Source organism: Plasticicumulans acidivorans, assembly GCF_003182095.1.
GTDB classification, from domain to species: domain Bacteria; phylum Pseudomonadota; class Gammaproteobacteria; order Competibacterales; family Competibacteraceae; genus Plasticicumulans; species Plasticicumulans acidivorans.
The window spans coordinates 109,525-123,327 of record NZ_QGTJ01000010.1 but is presented as its reverse complement, the minus strand read 5'-3'; the positions used below and the strand labels follow the sequence as shown (position 1 = coordinate 123,327).

Here is a 13,803-nt window from a genome sequence, read left to right as displayed (position 1 = left end):
ACCACCAAAGCTGACAGCCTACCCCGGCCTGCACCGCAGGATTTTCCGCCGCCGATGAATCGCACTGCCCGCAAACTCGACCGCCTCGATCGCCGCATCCTGCAACAGTTGCAGCACAACGGACGCATGCCCTTCGTCGAACTCGCCGCTGCCGTCGGCCTGTCACCTTCGCCGTGCCTGGAGCGGGTGCGGCGGCTGGAAAAGGACGGCGTAATCCGCGGCTATACGGCGATCCTCGACCCGCAGGCGATCGGCGCCGGCCTGCTGGTGTTCGTCGAGATCAGCCTCGACTACACCTCGCCCGACATTTTCGAGCGCTTCCGCGCCGCCGTCTGCGAATTCGGCCAGATCCAGGAATGCCACCTGGTGTCCGGCAACTTCGACTATCTGCTGAAGGTGCGCATCGGCGACATGGCCGAATACCGCGAGCTGCTCGGACTGATCCTGCGCACGCTGCCCGGCGTGCGCGATTCACGCAGCTTCGTGGTGATGGAGGAAGTCAAGGAAACGCTCGCCGTACCGGTCGCGGACGGCGGCTGAGACGGGCGCTGAAAAGACGGCGGGACCGACGGCCGCCGGTTTCAGGCGGCCAGCCCTTTGCGCAGCACCGCCACGCGCTCGCCATCGTCGACGGCGACCAGCCGGGCAAAGGCTTCGGCCGGCAGCGGTCGGGAGAAGTAATACCCCTGGCAGTAACGGCAGCCGGTATCACGCAGCGCTTCGAGCTGCTCGGCGGTTTCGACGCCTTCGGCCAGCGCATCGAGGCCGAGGGCACGGGCCAGCGCCACCACGGCATCGACGATCGCCGCATCCTCGGCATCGGTACACAGATCGCGCATGAAGGACTGATCGACCTTCAGGCGGCTGACCGGAAAACGCTTGAGGTAACTGAGGCTCGAATAGCCGGTGCCGAAGTCGTCGACGGCCATGCGCACCCCCATCGCCGACAGCGCCTGCAGGCGCTGGCAGGTATCGTCGAGCCGCGACATCAGCGTCGATTCGGTGATTTCCAGCTCCAGGCACTCGGGTGGCAGGCCACTTTCACGCAGGATGCTGCCGATCAGTTCGACCAGATTCGGATCGCGGAACTGGCGCGCCGAGAGGTTCACGGCAACACTGAGCGGCGCATGCCCGCTGCACTGCCAGCCCGCCGCCTGCCGGCAGGCTTCGCGCAGCACCCACTCACCGATCTGCAGGATCAGGTCGGTTTCCTCGGCGACCGGGATGAATTCCGCCGGCGGCACCGCCTGCCCGTCATCGGTCCAGCGCAGCAGCGCTTCGGCGCCGACGATGCGCTCGTTGGAAACGTCGACCTGTGGCTGATACACCAGCCGCAGTGCGCCCTCCTGCAGTGCGCGCTGCAGGCGCGACTCGATGCGGAAGGAGCGGCTGGCGAGCTGGCTCATGCCCGCTGTGTATGCGCACACCGCATTCCGGCCGTCGGCCTTGGCGTGGTACATGGCGATATCGGCATGACGCATCAGCATCGCCGGATCGCCACCGTCGTCCGGGTACAGGCTGATGCCAACCGATGCCGAGATGTGCAGGCACAGGTGTTCGAACTGCACCGGCGCGAGCAGCGTCATGCGGATCTTTTCGGCGACCGTCAGCGCATGGCCGCGCGAGCGCAGACCGCCGACCACGACGACGAACTCATCGCCGCCGAGGCGGGCGATGATGTCGGCATCGCGCAGCGCCTCCTGCAGCCGACGCGCCAGCGTCTGCAGCAGCTGGTCACCAACATGGTGGCCGAGCGAATCATTGATGCCTTTGAAGCGATCCAGATCGATAAACAGCAGCGCGGCGCGCTCGTGACGGCGTGCGGCACTCGCCAGTACCTGCTGCAAGTGCACCTGGAACAGGCTGCGGTTGGGCAGGCCGGTGAGCTCGTCGTGATTGGCCAGATGCCAGATGCGCGCCTCCGCCTGGCGACGCTCGGCGACCTCCTCCTGCAGGCGGGTGTTGGCGGCGGCGAGCTCCTCGGTACGCTGCGCGACACGCTCTTCCAGGCTGGTCTGATAGCGCGCCAGCTCCAGCTCGGCGGCGTGGCGCTCGCTGACGTCCTCGACGATCCAGATGACGTCGAAGCTGGCGTCCTCACGGCGGCCGATCAGCCGACCGGTGGTCTGCACCCACACTGAACCGCCGTCGCGGCAACGGACTTCGACCTCGCCGCGGTAGAGCTCGCCATTGCGCATGACGGCATAGGCACGTTCACCATGGCACTGAACATCGCTGACATCGGCATAGAGCTGGGATGAAGGTGCACCGACCAGCTCCCCCGGTGCATAGCCGAGCAGTTCTTCCAGACGCGGATTGCAGCGCTGCACGACGTGATCGCGCACGAAGAGAATGCCGACCGCGGCGTTGTCGAAAATCAGCTGCTGCTCGAACAGCGCCGCCTGCAGGCGCTCCTCGTTGCGCTTGCGCTCGGTGTTGTCCTCGATCAGCAGCACGCAGTCGAACGGCGCCGTCGGGTCCGGTGAACGCCCGGCGATGCGGCCCCAGAATTCGCTGCCATCGCGCCGCCGGAACCACTGCTCGCGATTGTGCACGCGCCCGGCCGCCAGGTCCGGGTAGGCCGAACTGCCGAGGCCGGAAAACTCTTCATCGTTGCGGTACCAGACCCGCGTCGAGCAGCCGACCAGCTCACCCGGCCCGTACCCGAACATTTCCTCCATGTGCCGATTGCAGCGGGTGATACGACGATTGCGCACATGGGCGATACCGACCACCGTCAGCTCGAAGATCGATTCGAGCTCGCGCAAGGCCTCGAAGGCGGAAGAAACCGAAGAAACCAGGGAATCCGACATGCGCACCGACGCCAAACAGTTCAAGAAATAACGACGAGCCGTCTGCGGATCGTCAATATGATCATTCGCCATACGAAACACTAGAACCCGATGGCGGAATTGACTTCTCTTTACGGATGATTCATCTGCAAACAACCGTGCATGGATCACGCGCGGCTGTCCTGATGACTTGCCACGCTTTTCGAGTCCGCCGATGGCAGCGCGAGCGACGCCGCGGTGATGCGTTCAAGTGCAGCAACAGGCGGCCGCCAACCGAGGATTGCCGATGGGAAAGCTCCTGCACTGGCAGCTGCAATTCGACGCCGACGGCCTCTGCTGGGCCACACTCGACCGCGCCGACCGCCGCAGCAACACGTTGTCGAGCACCGTGCTCGAAGAATTCGGCCAGCTGCTCGACAGGCTCGAAGCCACACCGCCGCGCGGGCTGGTGATCCGCTCCGGCAAGGCTGATGGCTTTATCGCCGGCGCCGACGTCAGCGAGTTCGACACACTGCACGAAGCCACCGCCGTCGCCGCGCGCATCCGCCAGGTGCATGCACTGTTCGACCGCCTCGAAGCGCTGCCCTGCCCGAGCGTCGCCGCGATCCACGGCTTCTGCCTCGGCGGCGGCCTGGAACTCGCGCTGGCCTGCCGCTGGCGCATCGCGCTGGAGCGCGACGACACCCGCCTCGGCTTCCCCGAGAGCCGTCTCGGCATCTTCCCCGGCTTCGGCGGCAGCTGGCGGGCGACGCAGCGCCTCGGCGGCCCGCGGGCGCTGGAACTGATGCTGAGCGCCCGCCAACTGCGCCCGACCGCCGCTAGGGCCATCGGCCTGATCGATGAAGTCGTCAGCCGGCACGCCTCGCTCGACTGGGCCGCGCGCCGCGCCCTGCTCGCCGGCAAGCACAGCCGCACACCCGGCCTGCTCACCCGGCTCAGCAACACGGCCGCCGCGCGCGTGTTGCTGGCGCCGCTGTTCACCCGCCAGCTCGCCACCAAAGTACGGCGCGAGCACTACCCGGCGCCGTATCGGCTGATCGAACACTGGCGCCGCCACGGCGGCAACCGCGCCGAGATGCTCGAAGCCGAGGCGCTCAGCGTCGGCGAGCTGCTGGTCGGGCCGACCGCGGTCAACCTGCGCCGGGTGTTCCACCTGATGGAGCGGCTGAAAAGCCTGGGCCACGCCGAAGACTGCACGGTGCGCCGCGTGCATGTGGTCGGCGCCGGCGTCATGGGCGGCGACATCGCCGCCTGGTGCGCGCTCAAAGGGCTGGAGGTGACCTTGCAGGACAGCGCGGCACCGCGCATCGACGCCGCACTGGCGCGCGCCACGGCGCTGTTCGCGCGGCGGCTGAAATCCCCGGCGGCGCGCCTCGCCGCCCGCGCCCGGCTGATCGGCGACCCGGCGGGCGATGGCGTGGCGCGTGCCGATGTCGTCATCGAGGCCATCGTCGAGGATCTCGCCGCCAAGCAGGCGCTGTTTGCCGCGCTCGAACCGCGCCTCGCCGCGCATGCGCTGCTCGCCACCAACACCTCGGCGCTGCCGCTGACCGCGCTCGCCGCCGGACTGCGGCAGCCGCAGCGGCTGATCGGTCTGCACTTCTTCAATCCGGTGGCCCAGATGCCGCTGGTCGAGGTGGTGCACGACGCCGGCAGTGCAGTCAGCACGCGGCACCAGGGCTGCGCCTTCGTCGGCGCCATCGGCAAATTGCCGCTGCCCTGCGCCGGCACGCCGGGCTTTCTGGTCAACCGCGTGCTGGCCCCCTACCTGCTCGCAGCCCTGCAGCGGCTCGATGCCGGCAGCAGCAAGGGCACGCTCGACGCAGCGGCATGCGCCTTCGGCATGCCGCTCGGACCGATCGAACTCGCCGACCGTGTCGGCCTCGACGTCTGTCGCCGCGTCGCCGACAGCCTCGGCGGCAGTGCGGCGGCCAAGGCGCAGCTCGATGTGCTGCTCGCCGCCGGCCGGCTCGGCCGCAAGAGCGGACGCGGTTTCTATGTCTGGCGTCACGATCGGCCGCAACGGGAGGCGCCGCAGGCCGGTGTCGACCTCGCCGCCCTCGGTGCCGAACTGCTGGCGCCGCTGCTCGCCGAGTGCCGCGCCGCGCTGGCCGACGGCGTCGTCGCCGATGCCGATCTGCTCGATGCCGGCGTGATTTTCGGCACCGGCTTTGCGCCGCACCGCGGCGGCCCGCTGCACCACCTCGGCCTGGCCTGACGGAGCCCCGCGATGCCCACCGCCTTCCCCCGCCCGGTCGCCATCGTCGGCGCCGCCCGCATCCCTTTCGCGCGTGCCGGCGGCGTCTACGCCGAGCTGAGCAACCTCGACCTGCTGGCCACCACACTGAGCGGCCTGGTCGAGCGCTGCGGCCTCGCCGGCGTGCGCCTCGATGAAGTCGGCGCCGGCGCCGTCAGCAGCCACAGCCGGGACTGGAACCTGGCCCGCGAGGCGCTGCTGTCGACCGCGCTCGATGCGCACACCCCGGCCTACACGCTGCAGCAGGCCTGCGGCACCAGCCTGCAGGCGGCATTCCAGCTCGCCGCGAAGATCGCCTGCGGTGCGATCGACTGCGGCATCGCCGCCGGCTGCGACAGCGCCTCCGACCTGCCGATCGTGTTCCGCCAGCGCTTTGCCCGGCGCCTGCTGCAGCTCAACCGCGCACGCAGTCTCAAAGCCCGGCTGGCAGCGCTCAAAGGCTTCTCCCTGCGTGAGCTGCTGCCGCAGCCACCCAGCGCGGCCGAACCGCGCACCGGCCTGAGCATGGGCCAGCACTGCGAACGCATGGCGCGGCAGTGGCAGATCCCTCGCGCCGAGCAGGATGCCTACGCCCTCGGCAGTCAGCGCAAGGCCGCCGCGGCTTACGCCGCCGGTCACTACGACGATCTGCTGCCCTGCGCCGGCGTGCTGCGCGACAACCTGCTGCGCGCCGACAGCGACCTCGACAGTCTCGCCCGGCTCAAGCCCGCCTTCGCCGCCGACGGCACGCTCACCGCCGGCAATTCCACGGCGCTGAGCGACGGTGCCGCCGCCGTGCTGCTCGCCAGCGAGGACTGGGCGCAGGCGCACGACCTGCCGGTGCTGGCCTATCTGCGCAACTTCCGCTGCGCGGCCGTCGACTTCGTCGCCGACGAGGGGCTGCTGATGGCACCGACGCTCGCCGTCGCTGAACTGTTGAGCCGCAACCGCCTGGCGCTGCAGGACTTCACGCTTTACGAGATCCACGAGGCCTTTGCCGCGCAGGTGCTGTGCACGCTGCGCGCCTGGGAATCCGCCGACTATTGTCGCGAGCGCCTCGGCCTGCCGGCGCCGCTCGGCACCATCGACAGCGGGCGGCTCAATCCCTGGGGGTCGAGCCTGGCGCTCGGCCACCCCTTCGCCGCCACCGGTGCCCGCGTGCTCGGCGCGGCCGCGCGCCAGCTCGCGCAGCGGGGCGGACGGGCGCTGGTCTCGATCTGCACCGCCGGCGGCATGGGGCTGGCGGCGATCCTCGACGCCGCGTAGGGCGTGCGCCGGCCGGCAGGCCGCAAGCGTCGCGCGCTAGCTGCGGCCGATCGCGTTGGCATGTCTGGCGATCAGTTGCCAGGATGCGCCGCCCAACTGCCAGACGTTCGTAAAGCGCCGCGCCACCGGCTGCGGCGACTGCGGGTTGACGACGACGTCGCACCCCATGACGACGACGATGTCGCCCTGCCGCTGCCGCTGCAGCGCTTCAAGACGCTCGTCATCGCTGACATGCGCGATGACACCCCTGGCGAGCCGTTCGAGCACGTCCTCCCGCCGCAGCACCCGGCCGTTCGGCGTGTTCACCAGCAGCTCGGCGGACCACAGCTGGCGCAGGCCGGGAATGTCTTTCGCGAGCCAGGCGAGACGACTCTGCGTCTGCAGGGTTTCAATATGCGACTGCTAGTCGGCGGCCTGCAGGTCGGTCGATGACATGGGACGCCCCCCCACAGCAACAGAGGGAACCCGCTGCAAAGCGGGTGATTCGAGTGCGGAGCCGGTCAGGCGTCCGCCGGGTGAGCGACGCGCCTGTGTCGCGGCTCAGGTGCTCGCGAGCGCTTTTTCGATGCGCCGATCCGGGATCAGCCAGATCAGCGCCACCAGCACGTAGAGTGCGCCGGCGATCCACGGCCGCACGAATGCCGCGGGAATCGCCACCAGGTACAGAATGGGCGACAGCTTGCCCTTGAGATCGCCGCCGAGCGCCGTCGCCAGCAGGGAATCGCGCCCGTGCCTGGCCACGATCGTGCGCTGCAGCAGCCAGTAGGCAAACGCCGCCATCAGCAGGGGCACGCCGTACAGCGCGGTGGGCGCCGGGGCGAAATGGTTTTCGCCCATCCAGTCGGTCGCCGCCGGCACCAGCGACAGCCAGAACAGCAGATGCAGATTCGCCCACAGGATGGCGCCGTTCACCGACGGCGTGGCGTGCAGCATGTGGTGATGGTTGTTCCAGTAGATGCCGATGTAGATGAAGCTGAGCACATAGCTGAGGAACACCGGAATCAGCGGCTTCAGGGCCGCCAGGTCCTCACCGTGCGGCACCTTCAGTTCGAGGACCATGATGGTGATGATGATGGCGAGCACGCCATCGCTGAACGCTTCCAGTCGACCTTTACCCATCTGCGCTCCTCCGCTGGCGTAGTGCCGGCCTCAGGCCGCTCGGCGGCGGCTGTCTAAAAAACCATCACGTGATCGACCCGGTAGCAGCCGTCCTGCTCGACCGGCCCCCGTTCCGCGACGAACTCGCCGGGCGCGCGGGTAAACCACTGCCGCCAGACCACCGCGATCGAGTCCGGACGCCTGAAGATGGCGACCCGCTCGCGGCGGGCGAAAAACCCCGGCGGCTCCGATAGTGCTCGCAGATCGATTGCAGCGCCTTGTGCGAAAGCCCGCTCCGGGCGCGCTCGGTGAAGTCGCGGGCATGGCGCTCGTAATCGATCGCCGTCGAGGCAGCCATCAGGTTGTCCATGATCGGATCGACGACGGCCATGATCTGCGCATCGGACTGCTGTGCCCGCTGCATCACCTGCCCCCACCCCGAACCTGCCGTCTGCCTTCAGCCCCGTGGAGCCGCCTGCGGGCCGGTCGCCAGAAAACCTTCATGGAAAGCGACCGTACCCTGCGGCCAGTGGCCATCGAATGACAGCGCCATGAACACCTCCGGCGGCACGCCGGGGAGCGTCAGCCCCGGCGGATTCACAAAGCCCAGACGCCGGTAATAGTGCGGATGCCCGACCAGGCAACAGCCTTTGCCCGCCAGCGCCTGCAGCTGCGCCAGTCCCTGCCGGACCAGGGCGCTGCCGATCCCCTGACGCTGGTACGCCGGCCGCACCGACAGCGGCCCGAGGCCGTACCAGCCGGCGCAACCATCCGCCAGGCTCACCGGCGAAAACGCGATATGGCCGACGAGGCGCCCGTCGAGCTCGGCGACCAGCGACACCGTCAGCGCACCGGCGGCGCGCAGCGCGGCGACGATGAACGGCTCGGTGTGCTGGCTGATGGCGAGGGTCGCAAAGGCCTCTCGCGTCAGCTCGCCGATCGCCTCGATGTCGGCGCTGGTTTCGGGCCTGATCAATGCTTCCAGTGACATGCGTGGGTATCCCGTTTGCGTGCGTTCGTGTCATGCCGGCGCTCCGCCGGCCCCATCGTCGGTGCGTGCCGGGCCGATTCTGACCGATCTGCCGTGCCGCAACTGCCGCGGACTGAGATACTCGGCAGACCACGGAACGATCCCGGCGCGCCACACCGGCCCCGACCGTCCCGCCCGAGCGAACCGACAGCCAAGGAGCAGGATTCATGGCGCTTGCCGCAGCTTCCGATTCCCGCCCGCTTCATGCACGCCAGTGCTGGGTGTTCGATCTCGACGGCACGCTGACGGTGGCCGTCCACGACTTCGGCGAAATGCGCACGCTGCTCGGCGTGCCGCCGCAAATGGACATCATCGAGTACGTCACGCAGCAGCCCGGCGCCCGGGGCGACGAGCTGCGCCGCCGGCTCGACGAGCTCGAACACAAATATGTGTCGCTGGCGCGCATCGCGCCGGGCGCGGCGCACCTGCTCGAACAGCTGCACCGGCAGAACCGCCGCATCGGCCTGCTCACCCGCAACACGCGGGAAGTCGCGCTGCTGGTGCTGGCGCGTTTGGGGCTTGCCGATTATTTCCCGGCCGATAGCATCGTCGACCGCTGGAGCGCCGAGCCCAAGCCACACCCTGGCGGCCTGCTCAAGCTGCTGGAGCACTGGCAGGCGGTCGGCGACAACGCGGTGATGGTCGGCGACTACCTGCATGACTTGCTGTGCGGCCGCGCCGCCGGCGCGTTGACCATACTCGTCGATCCACAGCGAGCCTTTCTCTGGCCCGAGCACGCGGACTTGTGCGTCGGCAGCCTGGAGGAAATCCTCGCGATCGTCCCCCCATTCGAGCAAGTGTGAGGCATGAAGTTATGCATCAGAACAGCATCGCGGAAGACGTTGCGCGTGCTTTGGCAGAAGACGTCGGCGGCGGTGACCTGACCGGGGAGCTGATTCCGGCGGCGAACATGGCGAATGCCAGCGTCATCACCCGCGAGCCGGCGGTGATCTGCGGCCGGGAATGGTTCGATGAGGTGTTCCGCCAGGTCGATCCGGCTACCGAGGTCAGCTGGCAGGTCGCCGATGGCGAGCACGTCGCCGCCGGCACGCTGCTGTGCCAGCTGCACGGCCACGCCCGCGCCATCCTCACCGGCGAGCGCACGGCGCTCAACTTTCTGCAGACTTTGTCCGCCACCGCGACGACGACGGCGCAGTTCGTCGAAAAACTGCAGGGCACCCGCGCCCGGCTGCTGGATACCCGCAAGACGCTCCCCGGTTTCCGGCTGGCGCAGAAATACGCGGTGCGCTGCGGCGGCGGACACAATCACCGCATCGGCCTGTATGACGCGATTCTGATCAAGGAAAACCACATCATCGCCGCCGGCAGCATCAGCAACGCCGTCGGCCTCGCCAAGCGGCTGCACCCGCAGGTCAAGATCGAAGTCGAGGTCGAAACGCTGGACGAACTGGCCGAAGCCCTGGCCTGCGCGCCGAGCATCATCATGCTCGACAACTTCAGCCTCGAACTGATGCGCGAAGCCGTCATCCGCACCGACGGCCGCATCCCGCTGGAAGCCTCGGGCAACGTCAACCTGAACACCCTGCGCGCGATCGCCGAAACCGGCGTCGACTACATCTCGGTCGGCCACATCACCAAGGACATCAGCGCCATCGACCTGTCGATGCGCTTCGCCTGAGGCGTGCGCCGCCTCAGGTCGCCAGTTCGCGCAGCAGACTGCTGAGGTAGCGCTGCACCTGGGCCGGAGCAACGCCGAGATACGGGGCCGTGGTCACGCAGTACGCCATGCACAGCACGATCTCGGCGTGGTTTCCGGGGAATTCCTTGCCCAGGAACAACATGTCCTGCACCCGGCCGAGCAGGTAGTCACGACGCGGTTCGAAACGCTCGCCCCAGCTCGCGCGCAGCTGCGCGGTGGGATCGTAGGTGTGCACGAAGTCGATCAGCTGCGCCAGCGTCGGCTCGGACTTCAGCAGCGCGCGCGCCGCGCTCGACAGCTCGTCGGACATTGCCCACCTCCATCGTGCGGCGCGTCGGTAATGATCGGTGCCACCCCGGACACTGTGCCGTGAGCCGTCCGCTGCCGGCGGTTCACGGCATCGAAGGTAATGCCGCCGTGGCTCGTGCTGGAAGCGCTTTATCGGTGCCGGCAGGCACGGCCGGGCAGCGGGCCGCTCATGACAACTGTGGCCAGACCTGGCTCAGCCCCACCACATGGACGACGCCGATGCCGAGGCAGATCGCAGAGCTCCAGCCCCAGAAGGCGACACTGCGTTCGCCGGGGGCGGTGATCGCGAACACCATCCCGGCCAGACCGCGCAGGCAGTAGACGGCGCTGATGGCGCACAGCGCGAAACGTTCGAGCGGCAGTGCGAACAGGATGCCCGCGCCGGCAAAAGCATAGGCCGACCACAGCAGCAGAACCGCGGTAATCCCCAGCGTCACCACGCTCGGAATCACACTCCCCGCCTGCGCCAGCGCGACCATGCGGTCGCCCGCGCCGAAAAAGCGATACCACGGCGCGCCGAAGGCGACGCAGCCGATATGCAGCAGGGCAGCGAGCGCACTCGCGCCCGCGCCGGTCAGCAGATAGGTGTTCATAAGTTCGTCCATGATCGAAGTGGTTTAAGGTGCAGCGGCGCGTTTCAACACGTCCACGCACATCAGCGGATTGCACAGCGAAAACACCGACCCGGCCCTGACGGCAAGCGTCTGCGGGACGCAGCGACCGCATAACAGCGCTGCCCGCAGCGCCGGACCTCGCGGCGAGCCGGCGCCCGCCACGATAGCCCCGGTTTTTTACCCGCAGATGCGCACGCAGCCAGCCGCAACGGGCCAGGCCGGGTCACGCCGCTCACGGCTCGCCCTGCTGCAGAATCAGCACTTCCCCTTCCGTGCGCAGGTGCAGGCGGTTGATGAAACTCGAACCGAGCAGCGGCTGGGCCGGATGGCGGCCGTCGATGACCAGGGCGTCGACACTGCTCAGGCGCAGTTCGCCGAATTGCACGGACTCCAGGGTCAGGGCCCAGGCGGAACTGACGCCGCTGGCCGTCATCACCCGCGCAGGGCGGCCGATGCTGCGATAGGGAATGCCGAGCGCGCGAGCGGTATCGCCGCTGATCGACACCTGCGTAGCGCCCGTGTCGAACATGCAGCGCAACGCGGCTCCGTTGATCAGGCAGGGAGCGACATAGGTGCCGTTGGCCGCGCGGCGCACGCGAAATTCCCGGTGCTCGGCCGGCTCCGAGCCGAGCAGGCCGCTGGCCCCGAGCGCCAGCGTGCGCACATTGCCATCGACCTCGACCTCGGCACCGCGTGAGCTGGCGCTGAGCAGATGCACGCCTTCCGGGCTGGTGGCACCGTCGGCAAGCAACCGCCGCTGACCGTCGATCTGCAGCAGGGCCTTGCCGGAAAACAAAGCGAGCACGCGAATCTCGTGGGCGGCCTGCACCGGCACACTCCAGCCACCGAGAAACAGCGCCAGCACCGCGGCGAGCCGCCGTTCAGCCCGATTGCGCATGGGTATTTCCTTCGCCGTCGAGACAGCGGTAGACGTTACGGCCGTCGGCCTTGGCGGCATAGAGCGCCTGGTCGGCTCGCTGCAGGGCCGGATCGAGCCCTTCTGTCGCGGCGGCCAGATGCCCGCCGACGCTGACGGTGAGCAGCATGTCCTGCGCGCAGTGATCGCCGCCCTGGCAGTGCTCGACCGCGCTGCGCAGCCGTTCACCGAGATCGTCGAGCAGCGTGCGATCGCAGTCCTGCACCAGCACCAGGAATTCGTCGCCACCCCAGCGCGCCGCCGCATCATAGGGGCGGACCACCGAGCGGATCAGGCCGGCGATGCAGGTCAACGCAGCGTCGCCCTGGGCATGACCGTAGCAATCGTTGACCTCTTTGAAGTGATCGACGTCGAGCCAGAGAATGCCGAAACGACGGCCGTTGCGGTTGCTGCGCGCGACTTCGGCCGCAAGGCGCTCGGCCATGCCACGACGGTTGAGCAGCCCGGTCAGCGCGTCGGTCTGCGTCAGCCGCTCCAGCGCCTCGGTGCGCTCGGTGACCTTGTGTTCGAGCTCGCTGCGCGAGTCGAACAGAGCCTGGACCATGTTGCGGAAATGGGTGATCAGACGGCCGATCTCGCCGGGAGCGTTGTCCGGCAGATGGTGCGGCGCACTGCGCTCGCGCTGCACCTCGTCCATCGCCCGGTCGAGCGCGGCCAGCGGCCGCAGCACCAGGCGGCCGAGCACGGCGTTGAACACCAGCAGCGCCATCAGCAGCGAGGCGCCGTAGACCACCAGCAGGCCGGTGAAGCGATCGAGCGGCAGCAGGGTATCGAGATCGAACAGCGTGATCTCGAACCAGCCGATCTCCGACAGCCAGACCACACCGGCCAGATACGGGCGGCCCTTGAGCTCGACGAAACGGCTGCCGACGCTGGCACTGTTGGCGGTCTCCAGCTCGCGCATCAGTTCGCGCACCGAGCGGCTGTCCTCGGCGCGGTCGAACAGCCGATCGACGGAGCTGTGCTCGCTCGCCTGCTTGGTGATCGAAGCGAAGTCCACCAGCGACAGATCGCGATACGCCTGGATCGCGCCTTCATGGTCGACGAACAGGCTGCTCATGCCCGGCTGCGTCTGCATCAGCAGCTCGCGCACGAAGCGCTGCAGCTCGAAGCCGGTACCGACGACCCCGAGCACGCGCTTGCCATCGCGCATCAGCACGTCGATCCACAGCTTGGTGACGCCGAGTTCGACGTCGGGGTTGACGTTGAGGTGCAGCGCGCGCTGCTGGCCGACGATGTCATAAAACCAGCGGTCGGCGGGCTTGGCCGGATCGAGCGTGTAGCGCAGCTGGCGGCCGGCGAAGCGGTTGTCGGCATCATTGTAGTAGTAGTGGCCGTTGGCCTTGAGCGCGACGAAATAGCAGCGGTCGGAGAACAGCTCGCGGTAACGCTCCATCTCTTCGAGCGCGGCCTCGGCCAGCGACGCGTCCTCGGGATGCTGTGCCCATTTGCGCAGCAGCGGCGAGCTGGCGAACTGCCGCGCCAGCGCGATCTCGCGCAGGATCGGCTGCAGCGTGCGCTCCTTGTCGTAGAGCATCTGCTTTTCGGCGTAGCGCACCGCCCACTGTTCGACGATGCCTTCAGCCAGTTCCCGCGCAGCGAGCCAGGCAGCAGCGGCGGCCAGCACGAACAGCAGAGCGGTGAGCAGCAGGAAACGCGGCTTGAGATTCATCGATCGGGTCGCTTGTGGAACATGCTGCATGGCGGAAAGAAATGACTGCCTGCATCGTATCCCGCTCTTCCTGCGCTCCGGACCAGCTTTGATACCGTATCGCGCGAAATACGCATAACATTATCAATCATTATGAAAACGCATCACCTCGGCTTACTCTCGTCCGCGCCGGCATCCGCGCGCACGGCG

General features: G+C 68.1%; 14 protein-coding genes. 5 read left to right on the top strand and 9 right to left on the bottom strand.

Annotated features, from left to right (window positions below):
* Positions 1-54: 54 nt before the first annotated feature.
* Positions 55-540, top strand: a complete 486-nt coding sequence (locus C7443_RS15985) for a winged helix-turn-helix transcriptional regulator (RefSeq protein ID WP_110019622.1) — start codon at positions 55-57, stop codon at positions 538-540.
* Between the two features lie 41 nt (positions 541-581).
* Here the strand turns inward: C7443_RS15985 and C7443_RS15980 are convergent, their stop codons facing one another.
* Positions 582-2,813, bottom strand: coding sequence for a sensor domain-containing protein (locus tag C7443_RS15980; RefSeq protein ID WP_170123648.1), 2,232 nt, complete (start codon positions 2,811-2,813; stop codon positions 582-584).
* A gap of 265 nt (positions 2,814-3,078) precedes the next feature.
* Between C7443_RS15980 and C7443_RS15975 the strand changes: the two genes are divergently transcribed.
* Together C7443_RS15975 and C7443_RS15970 are read left to right on the top strand one after the other, a co-directional pair.
* Positions 3,079-5,010, top strand: a complete 1,932-nt coding sequence (locus tag C7443_RS15975) for a 3-hydroxyacyl-CoA dehydrogenase NAD-binding domain-containing protein (RefSeq protein WP_110019620.1) — start codon at positions 3,079-3,081, stop codon at positions 5,008-5,010.
* 12 nt (positions 5,011-5,022) lie between these two features.
* A complete protein-coding gene (locus tag C7443_RS15970) occupies positions 5,023-6,294 on the top strand; it encodes an acetyl-CoA C-acetyltransferase (protein WP_110019619.1) in 1,272 nt (423 codons plus the stop codon).
* Between the two features lie 36 nt (positions 6,295-6,330).
* Here C7443_RS15970 and C7443_RS15965 read toward each other — a convergent pair whose 3' ends face one another.
* The 4 genes from C7443_RS15965 to C7443_RS15950 form a co-directional block, all read right to left on the bottom strand.
* Positions 6,331-6,678: a nuclear transport factor 2 family protein gene (locus C7443_RS15965; protein WP_281279417.1), complete on the bottom strand. Its 348-nt coding sequence runs from the start codon at positions 6,676-6,678 to the stop codon at positions 6,331-6,333.
* A gap of 156 nt (positions 6,679-6,834) precedes the next feature.
* On the bottom strand, positions 6,835-7,413 hold the full coding sequence (locus C7443_RS15960; RefSeq protein WP_110019617.1) for a TMEM175 family protein: 579 nt from the start codon (positions 7,411-7,413) through the stop codon (positions 6,835-6,837).
* A gap of 64 nt (positions 7,414-7,477) precedes the next feature.
* Positions 7,478-7,816, bottom strand: coding sequence for a hypothetical protein (locus tag C7443_RS15955; RefSeq protein ID WP_425467099.1), 339 nt, complete (start codon positions 7,814-7,816; stop codon positions 7,478-7,480).
* A gap of 33 nt (positions 7,817-7,849) precedes the next feature.
* Positions 7,850-8,383, bottom strand: coding sequence for a GNAT family N-acetyltransferase (locus C7443_RS15950; RefSeq protein WP_110019616.1), 534 nt, complete (start codon positions 8,381-8,383; stop codon positions 7,850-7,852).
* Between the two features lie 206 nt (positions 8,384-8,589).
* On the opposite strand from C7443_RS15950, the gene C7443_RS15945 reads away from it, so the two are divergent.
* On the top strand, positions 8,590-9,225 hold the full coding sequence (locus C7443_RS15945; protein WP_110019615.1) for an HAD family hydrolase: 636 nt from the start codon (positions 8,590-8,592) through the stop codon (positions 9,223-9,225).
* An 11-nt stretch (positions 9,226-9,236) separates the two neighbouring features.
* Positions 9,237-10,061, top strand: coding sequence for a carboxylating nicotinate-nucleotide diphosphorylase (nadC, locus tag C7443_RS15940; RefSeq protein ID WP_110019614.1), 825 nt, complete (start codon positions 9,237-9,239; stop codon positions 10,059-10,061).
* A gap of 13 nt (positions 10,062-10,074) precedes the next feature.
* On the opposite strand, the gene C7443_RS15935 is transcribed toward nadC, so the two are convergent.
* From C7443_RS15935 to C7443_RS15920, 4 genes are all read right to left on the bottom strand, one after another.
* Positions 10,075-10,392, bottom strand: a complete 318-nt coding sequence (locus tag C7443_RS15935; protein WP_110019613.1) for a hypothetical protein — start codon at positions 10,390-10,392, stop codon at positions 10,075-10,077.
* Positions 10,393-10,558: 166 nt separating this feature from the next.
* A complete protein-coding gene (locus C7443_RS15930; protein ID WP_110019612.1) occupies positions 10,559-10,984 on the bottom strand; it encodes a hypothetical protein in 426 nt (141 codons plus the stop codon).
* 253 nt (positions 10,985-11,237) lie between these two features.
* Entirely contained in the window at positions 11,238-11,903 is a 666-nt protein-coding gene (locus tag C7443_RS15925) for a retropepsin-like aspartic protease family protein (protein WP_170123647.1), read from the bottom strand.
* The gene (locus C7443_RS15920) at positions 11,887-13,614 is read right to left on the bottom strand and encodes a GGDEF domain-containing protein (protein WP_110019610.1); all 1,728 of its coding nucleotides are present in this window, start codon (positions 13,612-13,614) and stop codon (positions 11,887-11,889) included. Before C7443_RS15920 ends, C7443_RS15925 begins: the two co-directional genes overlap by 17 nt.
* Positions 13,615-13,803 lie beyond the last annotated feature (189 nt).